Below are 16,653 nucleotides of genomic sequence, written 5' to 3' on the forward strand. Positions count from 1 at the left end.
CTGCAATAGACGAGGCTATTCGGACGGTCAAGTTTATTCGTAATTCTTGCATTAGATTGTGGATGGACAATAAAGGGACTGGAAAATATGATCTTAGTAAATACTGCAAGATACTAGCTAAACAGTTTCCTTTTGCTAATGAACTAAACTCAACGGCACGACAAGCAGCTTCTGAGCGTGCATGGTCATCTATAGTCCGGTTTTATGACAACTGCAAAAAGAAAAAACCCGGCAAAAAGGGTTTTCCTAGATTTCAGAAGCAATGTAGGTCGGTAGAGTACAAGCAGTCTGGGTGGAAACTGTCTCCTGATAAAAAGGCTATAACCTTTAGCGACAAGAAAGGAATAGGGAAACTTAAACTCAAAGGGAAATGGGACTTGTGGCAATTTGACAAAAATCAAATTAAGCGAGTCCGAATTGTGAAACGAGCTGATGGGTACTATGTGCAATTTTGCATAGCAGTTGACATAAAAGAAGACCTAAAACCTTCCTGTAGAAACGTCGGATTGGATGTAGGACTAAAGGAGTTTTATACTGACTCTGATGGAAATACTGAACCTAATCCTCATTTCTACAGGAAGGGAGAAAAGCGTTTAAAATTTTACCAACGTCGAGTATCTCGCAAAAAGAAAGGCTCAGCCAACCGTAGGAAAGCAGTTAATAGGCTAGGCAGGACACACCTTAAAATAAGTAGACAACGTGAAGAACATGCCAAGAGACTGGTTAGAAGTTACCGCAAGAAGAGTGCAGCCTTTATAGTTGATAGGCTATGCATCAAAGGTGGCAGGTTTTGTTGTAAGGCTGCACTCTTCTAAGGTTTCGTCTCCGGCACGTTGCGTAATCCGGTCTAACGACCTGGTAGCCTACGAAGATTTAAGGGTTAAGAATCTAGTAAAGAATCATTGCCTGGCTAAGTCTATTAATGATGCTGGCTGGTATCAGTTCAGAAAATGGTTAGAGCATTTTGGGACTAAATTTGGCAGAGTAACTGTAGCAGTAAACCCTGCTTATACAAGTCAAAACTGCTCTAAGTGCGGTGAAACAGTCAAAAAATCACTATCAACTAGAACCCACGTCTGTAAGTGTGGATGCAAGTTAGATAGAGACCACAATGCTGCGCTGAACATTTTAAAACGAGCCTTGGGTACGGTGGGGCACACCGGAACCTGGATCCTAGATCCCAACGCTTCGGGAGATCTGACCTCTACTGTCCTTGGTCCCGGCCAGGTTCAGCAAGTCGGGTCGTTGAGCGAAGAATCCCCGCGTCTTTAGACCGGGGAGTGTCAATTAACATCATTTACTCTCAAAGAAATTGACCGTATTAAGCGCGATCGCAAGACAGTAGCAGTAACAAAATCTGTGAAGGTTGCTAGTTTCTCAGTTTAAGATGAACAAGTCCACTACACACAGGGAACTTCAATATCATGGCAAATGGTAAATCCAAAGTCGCACTGATTACCGGCGCATCATCGGGTATGGGCAAAGAAATGGCCAAATCTCTGCTGAAGGATGGTCTGACCGTGGTAGTAGCGGCACGTAGTGTCGAAAAAATGGCTGACCTTAGAGAGTTGGGTGCTCACCCGCTGCGTATGGACATCACCGATGAGGCAAGTATCCAGGCTGCAGTGAATGAAATTCAAGACACTTATGGCAAGGTTTCGCCCCGCTGACCTTAACCGTTAGACTTTGCTGAGTCTCGGTAGATGGTCTTGCAGAACTGTTAACATTGACTTTGTCTTTGGGATGTGCTTCCATTGTCAAGCACCAAATGCACTACAGTTGCGTGTACCTAAAGGTGAGAGTGATCGCAACATTGGGCTAGACAAATCATTATGGATCAAATCATAGCAAAGGTTTTCTTAGAATGCGTTCGCGCCATCGATGCCAGCGAGTTGATAAGTCGCGTTTCTTCCACGGACAAAGAGTTTAGCTTTCAAAATTGGTTTGCTGTTCGTCTTGAAAGGCTTTCCTTGAACTTCGATGAACCTTCAAGAAATGCTTATCCAGACTTCAGGCTTGTTGATTTCCCCCTTGGCTTCGAGATCAAAGGATTAGGATTTCCAGGCAGGGAAGCAAACTATGACTGCAATAGTCAAGTGCCCTCAGGTCTGCATAATGGGAGGACAATTTACTATGTGTTTGGACGATACCCAGCAAAAACCAAGGAAAAGAACTATCCAGTCTATGATCTTGTCATGTGTCATGGCAATTTCTTAAATGCAGACCATTCTTATATCCATAAAAATAAGAATCTTAAAGGTTTCGGTAGCTATGGAGACATTATGATTCGTGACCGAAAAATGTATGTTGCACCTACACCATTTGCCCTTACGGATGGCACAGAACGCCAAGTTACTCTGATTGCTCCAACTGGCTTTAAATTTGGTATAGATTTAAAACACTCGGGTACTATCACACGTATAGAGACTTCAAGGCTGATAAGGGGTTATTACTTTGATATGATTGAACATACGCTTACACCTTCCTATATAGATAATCCAAACGCAGGAAAGAAACACACATTTGAAGTTTTCCGTGCAGCCAAATCTTTAGGACCAACAGTCACTCTTCGTTGATATGGAACTTTCATTCACAAGTCTTTTTTCTGGTGCCGGTGGCTTAGATATCGGCTTTGAAATGGCTGGTTTTCAACATCTCTACTCCACAGATATTGATACATGGAGCGTTAAAACACTCCGTAATAATCGACCTGAATGGGATGTTGAAGAAGCTGATATTCGAGAACTATCAGAAAGAGATTTACCTGATAGTGATGTAATTTTAGCAGGGGTTCCATGTCAGGGGTTTTCACTGGGCGGGAATCGAAAGGAAAACGACGAGAGGAATTTTCTGTTTCAAGAAGTTGTCAGAATGGCAAAGATCAAGAAGCCTCGCTTTATCGTAATTGAGAATGTTCTCAATCTCAGGAGAATGAAAGAACCCAAAAGTGGAAAGCCTTTTGTTGACGTAATTTCAGAGCATTTCAAGAGTCTTGGATACTACATAAAATATAATGTCTTCAGAGTATCTGGTTTTGGAGTGCCTCAAACGAGAAGAAGATTTATTTTTATTGCCAGCTTCGACCGATTTCCCTCAGGTTTTCACTGGCCCACGCCAGAGCCAGATACACCAGCATCAGTATATTTAGGTGATCTGGCTGTAAATCCATTCATTTCCCTTCCTAATCATTGTCCTGAATGGGGGTTCAAAAGCCGTGTTCATGAGGAGACTGGAAAGGAATTTGATCCTACTGAGACACCTGTACCATGTAGATTCTCTCGAACTGGATCTGACGGACACCCAATAAGATCTTTGGATGCCCCATTTCCTGCTATTGATACTGGAACTATTTGGGGGTGGGCTCAGGGAAATGTGGTGGCAGAAAGAAAGGAAAAAGATCGCGTCAATGGGCTATTTGTAAGGAATCCAAATATTAACTTAAAGCTATGGCGTATCAGTGCAAGCCGTCTTCGACGCTTTACTAATCGTGAATATGCCCGACTTCAAACTTTCCCAGACTCATGGGTATTTCATGGAGGAAATAAACGTCATGTCCACCAGCAGATTGGCAACGCTGTTCCTGTACAATTTTCCTATCGAGTTGCCTGTTTTATTCAAGCAGTTTACCAAGCACAGTGTTTAGGCCAACCAATGAATTTATTTACTAATAATACGGTATTACAACTGGAATTAAATTTATAACTCAATAATTCGGTATGATCAAGCCGATTGGTAGGTTGGTTTGAAGGAGAAAGCCCAACAAGACCCCGGGCATACCTCGCCGTGTTAAGAAGGTGACAATGGGCATATCTAAGCTGCAGATTATTATAGGAATTCTGGCAATGGCTCCCAGTTACAACCTTTTTACTCCCCTTGAAAAATTGGTGACCATTCGCTAGTGTAGCGGTAATCCTGTGACCCCAGCACTAGGGTATATAAAATTTTACTATCACGGTTATTCAGTTACAAGGCATAGATCCTTGCCATCTCTCCCTGAGTCCAATAGACTCATTTAGGATCAACGAATCGCACCCTAAACTATGCATCGCATCGCCGCTACTCCAGGAGGATGGAACCCTGAAGCTGAAGGGGTTATCTTCATCGAACAAACCCCAGCACCAATTATTTTCCTGACTGCTGCTGACACCGATATCCAAACCCTAGCCGCATCAGTATCCCAACTTCCTCCAGATTTCCCAGCTATCCGAGTCGCTAACTTGTTGCAGTTGCAGCAACAACTAACCATTGATACCTATGCTGAGGATATCTTGGCTAAAGCACGGATTATCATTATCAGATTATTGGGGGGACGCTCCTACTGGTCCTATGGCTTAGAAGTGGTGAAAGAAACAGTAGAACAAACTGGCGCTAGGTTATTGGTTTTACCAGGAGATGACCGACCAGACCCGACCTTAACTAGTCACTCCACAGAAACTATTCCGATAGTGAATCAATTATGGCGCTACTTTACAGAAGGCGGTGTAGAGAATTTCACTAACGCTCTGAAATTTGTAGTAGATGTATGCCTAGACCAAACCAATAATCCAGCACCACCAAAACCTGTGCCTCGGGTTGGGGTTTATCCATGGCAATCGGGGATAAAGGTTAGCAGGTTTAAGGTTAGCAGGTTGAAGGTTAACAGGTTGAAGGTTAACAGGTTGAAGGTTAATAGGTTGAAGGTTAACAGGTTGAAGGTTAGCAGGTTGAAGGTTAACAGGTTGAAGGTTAACAGGTTGAAGGTTAACAGGTTGAAGGTTGGAGGTTGGGACGATAACCAGCAACCAAATAACCTACCCGAAGGCAACGCCAAGGGCAAACAACCTACCCTTCTCGAAGGCCAAAGGCAAACAACCGAACAACCTTGGCCAAAAGGCCACGCTACGCGAACAACCTTCAACCAAAACCAACCTTCAACCAAAACCAACCTTCAACCAAACAACCTTCAACCAAACAACCTTCAAGCTACTGGCAATCTTAAAGTAGGTATTTTGTTCTACCGTGCCCATTACTTAGCGGGAAATACAGCACCGATTGATGGGTTATGTCAGGCTTTGGTAGAACGGGGCTTGGAACCGGTGCCAGTATTTGTGTCTTCTTTACGGGATCTAGAGGTACAACGGGAATTGTTAGGTTATTTCCAAAATCCCGATAGCTCTAGTAGTGCGATTGAGCTTTGCTCACGCTACGCGATCGCAGTGTTGCTGAATACGACTAGTTTCTCGGTAGCTAAGTTGGATGCTGAGGTACATCAGTTGGAGTTGTGGGAACGGCTGGATGTGCCTGTGTTGCAGGTTATTTTAAGTAGTGGCACCGTGGAACAGTGGGAGTCTGGGTTTCAGGGATTGATGCCCAGGGATACTGCTATGAATGTGGCTTTGCCGGAGGTGGATGGGCGAATTATTAGTCGTGCGATTTCCTTTAAGTCGGCGCAACGGTGGAATCCGGCTCTGGAAACGGATGTGGTGGTTTATGAACCGGTATGCGATCGCATTCAGTTTGTAGCAGATTTAGCCATGAATTGGCTACGGTTAGGGCAAACCCTACCGAATCAGAGAAAAGTTGCTTTGATTTTAGCTAATTACCCCAATCGAGATGGCAGGCTGGCCAATGGCGTAGGATTAGATACCCCGGCCAGTTGTGTAGAGATTTTAAAAGGGTTACGGGATGCTGGGTATTGGGTTGAGAAGATTCCGGAAACTGGGGATGAGTTGATTGAGTGGTTGACCGCTGGGGTGACCAATGATCCAGAAGGATGGCAGTTACGTTTGGTCCGACAACAGTTAAGTTGGCAAGAGTATTGGGACTATTTTCAAGAGTTACCGATAGCGGTTCAAAAGGGAATCCGTGAGCGTTGGGGAGAGTTTGATCTTAACGGTAATGACAACAAAGATGGCAACGGAGAGATAACAGAGATTTCAGCATTTCCCATTTCAGGGATTCAGTTGGGAAATGTGTTTGTAGGGATTCAACCGTCTCGGGGTTATGATCTTGACCCAGCTTTGAATTATCATGCTCCCGATTTGGAACCGACTGATGGATATTTGGCATTTTATTATTGGTTGCGGAAGTGTTTTGGTGCCCAAGCAATTGTTCATGTGGGCAAGCATGGGAATTTGGAGTGGTTACCGGGTAAGAGTGTGGCCTTGTCAGAGTGCTGTTATCCAGAAGTCGCCTTAGCAGCCATGCCTCATTTGTATCCATTTATTGTCAATGATCCCGGGGAAGGAGCTCAAGCAAAGCGTCGCGCTCAAGGGGTGATTATTGATCATTTAACCCCTCCCATGACTCGTGCTGAACTTTATGGTCCTCTGCAACAGTTGGAGGGATTGGTTGATGAGTATTATGAAGCGCAGAGTTTGGATTTGTCTCGGTTACCAATTATTCGCGTCCGCATTGTTAAACTTATCCTTGATGAGCACTTGCACGAAGATTTGGGGATTGCAGTAGATGACATCGAAGCTGGAGAATCGGAAATTACTAATCAAATTGATGCTTATCTTTGTGAATTGAAAGAAGCTCAGATTCGAGATGGTTTACATGTGTTTAGTCAATGTCCCCAAGGACGTCAATTGCAGGATTTAATAGTAGCAATTGCTCGTCATCCAGGAAAGAATCGCATCGGCTTAACTCGTGCTTTGGCTCAGGATTTAGGTTGGGATTTTGACCCCCTAACGGAAGAGTTTTCAGTGGTTAAGGATATCGCAAGAAGTAGTATAGATTCGATATCAAAATTAATGACAAGGGAAGAGGCAACAGAGGAATGCTATACTGGGAAATATACTGTTGGTGATTTGGTTGAAGTATTGGAAGAAGAAGCATCTGAATTAGTAGAACAAATCATCACTAATTCCCCAATAGCGATTACTGATTACCGATTACCGATTAGTAAAACAACAAAACAAGAATTAGATTGGATACGCGATCGCCTGTTACCAGCACTGCAACAAACTAATCAAGAACTCACCCAATTGTTAAGGGGATTAGATGGGAGATATGTACCCAGTGGGCCATCTGGTGCGCCGACTAGAGGACGACCGGACGTTCTGCCCACAGGTCGCAATTTTTACTCTGTTGATATCCGTGCCATACCCACAGAAACAGCGTGGGATGTGGGCAGAAAGGCAGCTGAAGTGCTAGTGGAGCGCTATACCCAGGAAAATGGTGAGTATCCCAAAACCCTAGGGATTTCCGTATGGGGCACATCTACCATGCGTACCGGGGGAGATGATATTTCCGAAGCCCTGGCGTTGTTGGGAGTGCGACCGATTTGGGATGGGTCCTCACGGCGGGTGGTAGACTTTGAAATATTGCCAGTGTCTGTGTTACAACGTCCCCGGGTGGATGTGACCCTGCGCATTTCTGGCTTCTTTAGAGATAGTTTCCCCAATTTAATCGACCTATTTCACAATGCAGTAGTTGCTGTGGCAAGCCTGGATGAATCACCATCAGACAATCCTCTAGCAGCCCAGGTGAAACAGGAAACAGACTCTTGGTTACAGGTAGGGTTGAGTCAGTCCCAAGCCCAAATGCGATCGCACTACCGCATCTTTGGCTCAAAACCAGGAGCCTATGGTGCCGGGTTACAAGGTTTGATTGAATCTCAAAACTGGCAAGATGAGCAGGATTTAGCTCGCGCTTACATTAACTGGAGTAGTTACGCCTACAGCTCATCTTCCCCCAAGGGAGCCCCAGAAGCCTTTGAGCAGCGCCTCAAACAGATGCAAATTGTATTACACAATCAGGATAATCGGGAACATGATTTACTCGATTCAGATGATTATTACCAGTTTCAGGGGGGGTTAACCGTAGCAGTGCGGGGGTTAACTGGGAAAAATCCTCAAACCTACTTTGGTGATAATTCTATCCCTGAAAAGCCCAAAGTTCGACAGCTAAAGGAAGAGATTGCCCGAGTGTACCGTTCTCGTGTCGTGAATCCTAAGTGGATTGAGGGAGTGATGCGCCATGGTTACAAGGGAGCATTTGAAATGGCAGCAACGGTAGATTATTTGTTTGCCTATGATGCTACCGCTAATTGTGTGGCAGATCATATGTATCAAGGAGTAGCTCAGGGGTATTTATTTGACCCAGACGTCCAAGAGTTTGTCCAACAAAAGAATCCATGGGCCTTGCGAGATATGGCAGAACGGTTACTGGAAGCCAATCAGCGGGGATTGTGGCAGTCAGCTGAACCAGATACTTTAGAAAAATTGAGAGCGATCGCATTAGAAGCAGAAGCAGTGATTGAAGGGGAAAATTTTGGCATTGTATAGCTCCGGAAGTCTAGTTAGATGCTTAGTAAGCATTCAGCCGTGAGCCAAAGCTCACCCTACTTGAGGTGCGGTCAGCCGTCAGCTTATTTTATTCAAAGGTGCGCTTGCGCGTAGCCCATTAGCTGATAGCTGATAGCTGATAGCTGATAGCTGATAGCTGATAGCTGATAGCTGATTGCTGATTGCTGATAGCTGATAGCTGATAGCTGATAGCTGATTGCTTACGACGCTTACATCTATTTAACATAAAATTGTTTTAACTTAGAAGCTACGTCTTCTGGATTTGTCCGATCAGGAAACACTAAAATAGCCTTAATTTTATTATTAGCCACTATTTCTGGCAAGCGATGGAATTGTTGATCAGTAATAGCAATTCCATCATAGGTTTCGGCATAATCTACTTCTTTGGTAAAATTTTTATCATTATAAGCTTGAATAAAAACTCGATCTACATTCCATTTTTGCCAGTCGGCAGCAAAATATTTTTTAGCCCAATAAGGATTATGATGACAAAGATCAAAACTAACCTTTGGGTTAGCTTGTTTCATAGCACCGATCATTTCTTGTGAAAAAGTGGTTAGCTTCTTAGTGCGATTTACTTTCCCTGGTAACTCGGCATGGTAACCCAGATAATCGTCCCATTGGACTGCATCAATTTTAGGATATTTTTGGACAAATTCCACTAAAATATCTCTAAAGAAATTAGCAACTTCAGGAATTTCTACATCCAGAATATAATGCTCGATTCCTGGATAGGTGCGGTCAACGCCAGGTACAACCCATTTGCGTTCAATAGCTAAATCAAAAATCGGGCTATTTTTATCTATTTTGATACCTTTTTCAAAGTAAGCATGAACTTCCATGCCGTGTTTGTGTGCTTCATCAATTAGCCAAGTTAACCAGCGGTCGCGAAACTGATTGGGACAACTTTTATAACCGAAAGTTTTTTGCATCACTTCACTAGTGTACATAGGACAAATATTACCCCATACACCATGAATAATCGTATTAATTCCTTGAGAGTGATAATGACGAACTTGTTTTCTAATTTTCTCTTCACTAGCATTATTAGTTACGTTATAACGACTTATATAAATTCCTCTGATTGCTTTTTTCTCCAAAGGAGTTTGAGTTGTTGGTGATGCTGGCTGATGATTAGGTTTAACAATTGGTGTTTTTAATTTTTGAGCTGTTTGAGGTTTTTGAGGTTTTTGAGCTGTTATTGGTGTTGGTGAAGGTGGCTGATGATTAGGTTTAACAATTGGCGAATTTGGGAAGGAAGGTGCAGTGGTTACAGAAGGCTTAGTAGGAGCCGAAGGTTGTGGTTCGGCTGGTGTCGAATTTAAACCAGGAATAGCTATTGGTAGATTTTGAGGAATAGCTATGGGGAGATTTTGAGGTAATTTGCTAATAATAGCGAAACCTCCTTGATGGTTCAACCACCAATAACCACCGCCTAAAACCAGTAAGATTACAGAAATGGGAATATTTGCGCATCCACATCCACTGTTTTCCTTTGACTTTTTATTAGACATGGTGAAATTCTTGCCTAGCAAGAGTTTGGGGAGCATCCCATTTTGGAAACAATATTACCCAAAGCAACGATATTTCAAGGGTTTCAGCCCCCTAAAAAGAGCTAACGTGCCAAATTGGGATGCTCCCAGAGTTTGGGACATTAGTTTAAGTTAGTTTAAGCGGCTGAAGCAAAAAATCGAGATATAGCTAGGGTTTTAGTCGCTTAAACTAACAGTATATAATACTAAGTCAGGAATAGCAAAATTGTTTACTATCGGGACGCAGATTCTCTAGTTGTTTGGTAACCCATTCACGATTAAAAATTGCTTTGTATATAGGGTTGTTCACCCTTAGCCGTCCTTGTTGATTAACCACCAAACCCGATAGCAGCAATTCGTTGCACTCTTCGCTGTTATCCATCGGTACATCATCTCCAGCTAAAATCTGCTGATAACGTCCCAGCAATTTGTCAGCATAATATTTATTACTCAAATTATTACTCAAAAGGCGAGCCGAGATACTTCGTAAATGCTCGGGTTCATCCTGGGATTCCCAATGATCAATAATTTGATTATGTACGATTTGGCTAACCCAAGATTCCTCATTACCAGGAGCAATAGTCAACCCGACCCTTACTGAGTCTACTACCAACTGACATAGTTTTTGGGTCAGAAAGGGTTGTCCTCCTGTCCAAGCCAGTATCTCCTTGAGAATCCTTGTAGGGTTACCCCCTGTTCCCTCTAATCCCTTGGCAAGGGGATATGCTTCATGGAATTCAAAGCCATGTAGTTCTATGGCTTTCCCGATATTAAACAGTGTCCGCTTTTTGCCAGTAATCAAATCCCTTGGCTTAGCTACTCCGAACAAAGCAAAGACAATGCGATTATAGTCGGGATTAGTTGCTCTTTGGTTATAGCAGAATCGGATCAGGGCCAAAAAATCCTCAACCGGAAAAGGTAAGTTTAGAATAGTATCAATTTCATCAATGAAGATAACAATTCGTTCAGTAGTAAATTTTACCAGCAGGATATCTTCCAGGAAATTACTCAATCGCTGAAGCAGTGAAAGATACTTTTCCTGGTGCCACCAGGATTGGAAATTAAAGTGACCGAATAACTTCAACCCTCGTACTAACTCAGCCACCACTCCTTTGTACCACTGAGTTGGGGTAATTATTTCGCTACCGATGCGCGTCATATCAATAGTACTGCATTTAAATCCTTCTTGTTCTAGCTGATGTCTGATTCGCACCGATAGAGAAGACTTACCCATTTGTCGGGGAGCCATAACATAACAAAACTCACCCCTTTTTAAGGCGTTATAGAGTTGGACATCTGCTTGTCTTTCTACATAGCTAGGCGAATCACTGGCTAGACTACCACCGACTTGGTATAGAGGGTAATTTTTAATCATAGATAAAAATGTTAGTAATTTTCGTCTGGTTTGCTGAAAAAAAATCCAAGATATTACTTATTTTTTTTATCAAAAACAACCAAATTACTATGACGCTACTAGATAAAAACTATAATCATAGCTTGTGAATAAAGTGTGAAAATATCGTAGGTAGTGGAATTGTCAGCTTATGCGCTACGCGAACAGATTTTAGCTAGGTAAAGGATAACTTCGGCTCTCGGAAAATAGAATTAGATCAAGTCCGGTTAATCACTTGGAAAATAGCTGATTTAGCAACAATAGTAATCAAGAGGTTAGATTTTCCGGAATAGACCCACAACGTAACGAAAAAATATTTAACAAAGGAATTTAACTGGGCTTTCCCTAGGTCGAGCTTAGATTAAATCCGGTTGACTAATCATCCTATGGCTGACCGGGTAGAGTGCATCTCATTAAAGCTGTTTGACCCGGTGAGTGGAACCGGCATCTTTTAGGTGCGCTTTCCGCATCTAATTATTAAATTCGCCACGGGTCGCACCTGTGGAACGGGCATCAGGCGTGGAACGGGCATCTTGCCCGTTTCAATTTCCGGGCAGCAACCTAACACTGGCGGTGCGTTACGGGGCGGACTATCCCAAGGCTGGCGGTCGAGGCGAACAATAAGGGCAAGTCCGCCCCTAACGCACCCTACGCACCCTACGCAACTAATTACCAACATTTAATAACAAGAAATTATGTATCAGCGCATCAATAACACCGTTTTCTTAGCTTTAGTGTCCAGCATTATGGCACTCACCAATCCAACTAAAGATGCTTATCTTGATCATGCGTCATGGCACTTACACGATACTTACTGCCAGCAGAAATCCCTTCCTCTTGGGGTAAAAGCAGCTTGTTTTGTCGGTAAACCTTTACCACCTGGTGCAGTTAAGCCAGTGATCGAAAGCTACACTCGTCACCAAAACTATTTTCTTTTCAGTATCTATACCACCAACTTCTGGGGGAAAAAATTCCACACTGTTGGGCTAGGGGGCAAATTTTTTGTGTTTTAATTATGTCAGCTCTCAGTTATCAGCTCAAGCGCTACGCGAACAGCTCTCAGCTCTGAGCTGATGCACTGCCCACCCTACATGAACCTTACTCAATTAGGGTTAGTCATTCGCCTAGGGTGGCCTTTGGGCAAGGCTCACGGCTGAATGCTTACGTTTTATCACCAGTTTATTAGGGAAGGAATAGTTAATTATCAACACCACTCAGTAAATTGCTTTACGATGTTCGTGACCTGTCTAATAATTAGCGAATAGGACGGTAACTGGGAGCAGGTCAACTGGATTAACTTCAATTAAAGATTGAAAAAATTGAAGAAAAACTTAGTCAAAACTAATCATTATTAAACTGTCATTAGTTCTCTATTTTTTTTTGAAAATCTAAGTTTAGAAATAGCAGTGTACTCCCAATGACAATACCTATTGCGATAAATTGGGCTAAGGTTTGGGAAAGTAAGGAAAACCAAAAATAGTTTATGAAAGGAATATTATTAAATAATTTAATCAAAATTTCTGGTAATCCAAAGTCAAGAACCATAACTAAAAAACTGAATAAAAATACTCTCCACCAATTATCTTTAACTATAGATCGACTGTAAGCGAAAGCGTCTTCTCCCCATTGGTCTATCAGAATAAAAGCAAGCCCATAGTATTGACTATTTATATAATAAATTATAACAGGTATAACAGGTTTATTAAGTACAATAAGTCTAAGTACAATTACCAGATATACAAGGACTATAGATACCGTAAAAAAGGAAATATGAAATGGAGTAGAAAATAATAATAAAAATAAAAATCCAAAAAATAATAATAATAAAAATAAGGATACAGTTATACATGCTCGCAGAGATAGCAGGAAAACTACAATAATAAATTCCAAACTCATCAATAATAACGGAACTAAGCTTGCTAAGATTTTTTTGAATACACTCTGATAGTTATAATGTCTTCCATAAACATAATTATTGGGAAGAATAGCTATGGGTATAAAATAGATGTTTTGCCATCTATATAAACTAAAAACAAATATTGATAATTCTAAAGGATTATTTGAAAGCAGAAATTGCCTACCTGACATAATTATCAGGAAAGGTAAATATATTGTAGAAAATATCAGTAGGATAGGTTTTAAGTTTTTTATATAAACCTCAAACCCCATTGACATTAATTCTATTAATCCTAATTTCCGGTTTTTAAGTTTAGAGAGAATATTCATAGTGACTGTTTACTCAAAAGTTATTTAGAATCAAAACGTTAAATTATCTGTGATTTAATAGCTCTACGGAACATAGTTTGTATTAAACCACGCTTATTGCTGACTAGGTCTGAGAGGTTGTCTGAGAAGTCTCATTTGCTACATCCAAGCCCCCTAAATCCCCCAATCTTGGGGGACTTTTAGAAGCAAACGGACTCTTTTTCCCCCCAAAGTTGGGGGGCTAGGGGGGCAAAATTCACTAAGCAATAAGTAATAGGTGATAAGCAATAAGTAGTAGGTAATAAGTAATAAGTAATAGGTAATAAGTAATAGGTACAAAAAAAAGCAGTTGACAGCCTCCGTGCTAAGATCGCGCAGCTTCATACCCCAGAATCCTAGAGCCATTCAATGTAGACCCCTTATGCCTAGAGCCTAGAACCTTAAAAAAAAACTAAACTCCACTTCCTATATACTTCAGTGTGTAAGTTAAGGCTACAAAAAAATCTAATTCACGAGATAATCAACTAATTCACCAGATAATGAAAAGCTAGTCAGGGTTTAAGGAGTTAGTTAGTGATTCCAGGCGAAATCATTCCCCAAACAGGGGAAATAGAACTCAATGCTGGTCGTGCCACCATCAGAGTACGGGTAGCTAATACAGGCGATCGCCCTATTCAAGTAGGGTCTCATTTTCACTTCTTTGAAGTCAACGAAGCTCTCAAATTTGACCGGGAAGCTACTAAAGGCATGCGCTTAAATATTCCAGCTGGCACCGCTATCCGCTTTGAACCGGGAGACGAACGAGAGGTGGAATTAGTCACTCTTGTTGGTAGTCGTCAGGTGTACGGCTTCAATGGCAAAATTAATGGTCAACTTGATCGGTCAACTTGATATTGTCAACTTGATATACAGTTACTATTTTTTTTCTAAAGCAAGCGCTACCCAGAGGTAATCCCAGAGTTTGGCCGAGGGGATAAAATTCCCCATTACCCATTACCCATTACCCATTACCCATTACCCATTACCTATTACCCATTACCCATTACCTATTACCCTTAATCAAGGAGTTGTTGATGAGTTATCGTATGGATCGTCGTGCCTACGCCGAAACTTATGGTCCTACCGTAGGCGATCGCATCCGCTTGGCTGATACAGAACTAGTGATCGAAGTGGAACAGGACTACACCACCTATGGTGATGAAGTTAAATTCGGTGGTGGTAAAGTGATTAGAGATGGGATGGGACAATCCCCCATCTCCCGCGCCGAGGGTGCTGTGGATTTGGTGATCACTAACGCCCTAATCCTGGATTGGTGGGGTATTGTTAAAGCCGATATTGGTATTAAAGATGGCAAAATAGTTAACATTGGCAAAGCTGGAAATCCCTACATCCAGGACAATGTCACTATTATTATTGGTCCTAGCACCGAAGCAGTTGCTGGGGAAGGCATGATTGTCACAGCAGGGGGGATTGATGCTCACATTCACTTTATTTGTCCCCAACAGATTGAAACTGCGATCGCATCTGGTATCACTACTATGATCGGCGGTGGTACAGGTCCAGCCACTGGCACTAACGCCACAACCTGTACTCCTGGTGCTTGGAATATTCACCGGATGCTGCAAGCTGCGGATGCATTTCCTGTGAATCTAGGGTTTTTAGGGAAAGGCAATAGTGCCAAACCCGAAGGATTACAGGAACAAGTGATAGCGGGTGCGATGGGATTGAAGCTGCACGAAGACTGGGGCACTACTCCAGCCGCTATTGATACCTGTTTAAGTGTGGCGGATCAGTTTGATGTCCAGGTGGCAATTCATACCGATACCCTTAATGAAGCCGGGTTTGTGGAAAATACCATTGCTGCCTTTAAAAACCGAGTCATTCACACCTACCACACCGAAGGAGCAGGGGGCGGTCATGCTCCAGATATTATTAAAGTTTGTAGTGAAGCTAATGTATTGCCCTCTTCTACCAATCCTACCCGTCCCTATACCGTTAATACCCTAGAAGAACATCTGGATATGCTCATGGTGTGCCATCACCTAGACCGGGGCATTCCTGAAGATGTGGCCTTCGCTGAGTCCCGGATTCGTCGGGAAACTATTGCTGCCGAGGATATCCTTCATGATTTAGGGGCTTTTAGTATGATTGCCTCTGATTCTCAAGCCATGGGACGGGTGGGTGAAGTGATTATCCGTACCTGGCAGACAGCCCACAAAATGAAAGTGCAACGGGGAGTGTTATCCACCACTACTGGGGAAACTGGGGAAAACGACAATTTCCGAGCCAAGCGTTACGTTGCCAAGTATACGATTAATCCTGCGATCGCTCACGGAATTGCTAATTATGTCGGTTCCATCGCAGAAGGGAAGCTAGCGGATTTGTGTCTGTGGCGTCCAGCCATGTTTGGAGTCAAGCCAGAGATAGTGATTAAAGGTGGTGCGATCGCATGGTCCCAAATGGGTGATGCCAATGCTAGTATTCCCACACCCCAGCCGATTCATATGCGTCCGATGTTTGGTAGTTTTGGTGGTGCGATCGCAGCCACATCCGTTACCTTTGTGTCCCAAGCTGCCTTAGACCAAGACATCCCAGCTCAAATTGGCTTACAAAAATCCGCTGTTGCCGTTTCCAACACCCGCAACTTGAGCAAGACCGACATGAAACTCAACGACGCCTTGCCACAGATTGAGGTCAATCCAGAAACTTATGAAGTCAGAGCTGATGGGGAATTATTAACATGCGAGCCCGCAACGGTTTTACCCATGGCACAGCGTTACTTCTTATTTTGATTAGTTGCTAGTCAATCACTAGAGCATTTCTCATATTAATGAGGTACACAATATTTTTTTATGTTGCCTTTTGCCTCTTGCCTCTTGCCTCTTGCCTCTTGCCTAAAATTAAAAATGTACCTCACCAAGTTCATGTAGGGTGGGCAGTGGATCAGACAGATTGACCAAGCTTGCCAATCCCGTTGCTAGGCACTGCCCACCCTACGATTAATGACTGCATCCAATCTCCGTTAGAGTCGATGCCTGGTATTACCCAGGGCACCTCTCCTTCAAATCTGGGCGTGCGACTTTCACCGCACCCAGCTCCTAGATATCCTGACCTTTCGGTCTGCTTCCGTGGATTAGTTGATGGCAGCTGTGATGAACTGCTAGCAAATTCTTTGGTTTCCAGTTATCGTGGTTTCCATCAATATGATGTAAGTGTACGACTTCTTCCCCTA

16 protein-coding genes are annotated in these 16,653 nt (G+C 42.8%); 12 read left to right on the top strand and 4 right to left on the bottom strand.

The annotated features are described in order from the left end of the window. From F6K37_RS02205 to cobN, 6 genes are all read left to right on the top strand, one after another. Positions 1–815, top strand: an 815-nt coding sequence (locus F6K37_RS02205) for an RNA-guided endonuclease InsQ/TnpB family protein (protein WP_287247878.1), incomplete at its 5' end; no start/stop codon positions are given. After that, positions 781–1,272 (top strand): RNA-guided endonuclease InsQ/TnpB family protein, encoded by a 492-nt coding sequence (locus tag F6K37_RS02210; protein ID WP_009149327.1) that lies wholly within the window; start codon positions 781–783, stop codon positions 1,270–1,272. The genes F6K37_RS02205 and F6K37_RS02210, both read left to right, overlap by 35 nt. 152 nt (positions 1,273–1,424) lie before the next feature. Further along, positions 1,425–1,670, top strand: a complete 246-nt coding sequence (locus F6K37_RS02215) for an SDR family NAD(P)-dependent oxidoreductase (RefSeq protein WP_009149325.1) — start codon at positions 1,425–1,427, stop codon at positions 1,668–1,670. Between the two features lie 162 nt (positions 1,671–1,832). Next, a complete protein-coding gene (locus F6K37_RS02220) occupies positions 1,833–2,576 on the top strand; it encodes a hypothetical protein (RefSeq protein ID WP_009149323.1) in 744 nt (247 codons plus the stop codon). A gap of 1 nt (position 2,577) precedes the next feature. Then, on the top strand, positions 2,578–3,702 hold the full coding sequence (locus F6K37_RS02225; protein ID WP_287247883.1) for a DNA cytosine methyltransferase: 1,125 nt from the start codon (positions 2,578–2,580) through the stop codon (positions 3,700–3,702). Between the two features lie 338 nt (positions 3,703–4,040). Then, positions 4,041–8,270 (top strand): cobaltochelatase subunit CobN, encoded by a 4,230-nt coding sequence (cobN, locus tag F6K37_RS02230; protein WP_287247885.1) that lies wholly within the window; start codon positions 4,041–4,043, stop codon positions 8,268–8,270. A 118-nt stretch (positions 8,271–8,388) separates the two neighbouring features. Here cobN and F6K37_RS02235 read toward each other — a convergent pair whose 3' ends face one another. The 3 genes from F6K37_RS02235 to F6K37_RS02245 all read right to left on the bottom strand — a co-directional run bounded on the left by F6K37_RS02235 (position 8,389) and on the right by F6K37_RS02245 (position 11,198). Then, positions 8,389–8,517 (bottom strand): hypothetical protein, encoded by a 129-nt coding sequence (locus tag F6K37_RS02235; protein ID WP_287247887.1) that lies wholly within the window; start codon positions 8,515–8,517, stop codon positions 8,389–8,391. Further along, complete coding sequence (locus tag F6K37_RS02240; protein ID WP_287247888.1) at positions 8,507–9,805, bottom strand: family 10 glycosylhydrolase; 1,299 nt, start codon at positions 9,803–9,805, stop codon at positions 8,507–8,509. Before F6K37_RS02240 ends, F6K37_RS02235 begins: the two co-directional genes overlap by 11 nt. Positions 9,806–10,034: 229 nt before the next feature. Beyond that, positions 10,035–11,198, bottom strand: a complete 1,164-nt coding sequence (locus F6K37_RS02245; RefSeq protein WP_287247890.1) for an AAA-like domain-containing protein — start codon at positions 11,196–11,198, stop codon at positions 10,035–10,037. Positions 11,199–11,717: 519 nt separating this feature from the next. Between F6K37_RS02245 and F6K37_RS02250 the strand changes: the two genes are divergently transcribed. After that, positions 11,718–11,840 carry a hypothetical protein gene (locus tag F6K37_RS02250; RefSeq protein WP_267872079.1) on the top strand — a complete coding sequence of 41 codons (123 nt, stop codon included), beginning with the start codon at positions 11,718–11,720 and terminating at the stop codon, positions 11,838–11,840. Positions 11,841–11,911: 71 nt separating this feature from the next. Next, positions 11,912–12,229 carry a DUF4359 domain-containing protein gene (locus F6K37_RS02255; RefSeq protein ID WP_009149304.1) on the top strand — a complete coding sequence of 106 codons (318 nt, stop codon included), beginning with the start codon at positions 11,912–11,914 and terminating at the stop codon, positions 12,227–12,229. A 349-nt stretch (positions 12,230–12,578) separates the two neighbouring features. Here F6K37_RS02255 and F6K37_RS02260 read toward each other — a convergent pair whose 3' ends face one another. Next, entirely contained in the window at positions 12,579–13,442 is an 864-nt protein-coding gene (locus F6K37_RS02260) for a hypothetical protein (protein WP_287247893.1), read from the bottom strand. 552 nt (positions 13,443–13,994) lie between these two features. On the opposite strand from F6K37_RS02260, the gene F6K37_RS02265 reads away from it, so the two are divergent. The 4 genes from F6K37_RS02265 to F6K37_RS02280 form a co-directional block, all read left to right on the top strand. Next, positions 13,995–14,312, top strand: coding sequence for an urease subunit beta (locus F6K37_RS02265; protein WP_287247895.1), 318 nt, complete (start codon positions 13,995–13,997; stop codon positions 14,310–14,312). A gap of 182 nt (positions 14,313–14,494) precedes the next feature. Beyond that, positions 14,495–16,213, top strand: a complete 1,719-nt coding sequence (gene ureC / locus F6K37_RS02270) for an urease subunit alpha (protein WP_044492188.1) — start codon at positions 14,495–14,497, stop codon at positions 16,211–16,213. A gap of 38 nt (positions 16,214–16,251) precedes the next feature. Beyond that, the gene (locus F6K37_RS02275; RefSeq protein WP_267875558.1) at positions 16,252–16,377 is read left to right on the top strand and encodes a hypothetical protein; all 126 of its coding nucleotides are present in this window, start codon (positions 16,252–16,254) and stop codon (positions 16,375–16,377) included. A 6-nt stretch (positions 16,378–16,383) separates the two neighbouring features. Then, positions 16,384–16,653 (top strand): hypothetical protein (locus tag F6K37_RS02280; RefSeq protein ID WP_287247899.1); only part of this gene is annotated, 270 nt, incomplete at its 3' end.

Origin of the sequence: Moorena sp. SIO4E2, from assembly GCF_010671945.1 — a bacterium.
Classification (GTDB): domain Bacteria; phylum Cyanobacteriota; class Cyanobacteriia; order Cyanobacteriales; family Coleofasciculaceae; genus Moorena; species Moorena producens.

What these genes read in the sequence shown, in the direction of transcription:
- F6K37_RS02215 (WP_009149325.1), top strand. Translation starts at nt 1,425, where the DNA reads ATGGCAAATGGTAAATCCAAAGTCGCACTGATTACCGGCGCATCATCG.
- F6K37_RS02220 (WP_009149323.1), top strand. Translation starts at nt 1,833, where the DNA reads ATGGATCAAATCATAGCAAAGGTTTTCTTAGAATGCGTTCGCGCCATC.
- F6K37_RS02225 (WP_287247883.1), top strand. Translation starts at nt 2,578, where the DNA reads ATGGAACTTTCATTCACAAGTCTTTTTTCTGGTGCCGGTGGCTTAGAT.
- cobN (WP_287247885.1), top strand. Translation starts at nt 4,041, where the DNA reads ATGCATCGCATCGCCGCTACTCCAGGAGGATGGAACCCTGAAGCTGAA.
- F6K37_RS02235 (WP_287247887.1), bottom strand. Translation starts at nt 8,517, where the DNA reads ATGTTAAATAGATGTAAGCGTCGTAAGCAATCAGCTATCAGCTATCAG.
- F6K37_RS02240 (WP_287247888.1), bottom strand. Translation starts at nt 9,805, where the DNA reads ATGTCTAATAAAAAGTCAAAGGAAAACAGTGGATGTGGATGCGCAAAT.
- F6K37_RS02245 (WP_287247890.1), bottom strand. Translation starts at nt 11,198, where the DNA reads ATGATTAAAAATTACCCTCTATACCAAGTCGGTGGTAGTCTAGCCAGT.
- F6K37_RS02255 (WP_009149304.1), top strand. Translation starts at nt 11,912, where the DNA reads ATGTATCAGCGCATCAATAACACCGTTTTCTTAGCTTTAGTGTCCAGC.
- F6K37_RS02260 (WP_287247893.1), bottom strand. Translation starts at nt 13,442, where the DNA reads ATGAATATTCTCTCTAAACTTAAAAACCGGAAATTAGGATTAATAGAA.
- ureC (WP_044492188.1), top strand. Translation starts at nt 14,495, where the DNA reads ATGAGTTATCGTATGGATCGTCGTGCCTACGCCGAAACTTATGGTCCT.
- F6K37_RS02275 (WP_267875558.1), top strand. Translation starts at nt 16,252, where the DNA reads ATGAGGTACACAATATTTTTTTATGTTGCCTTTTGCCTCTTGCCTCTT.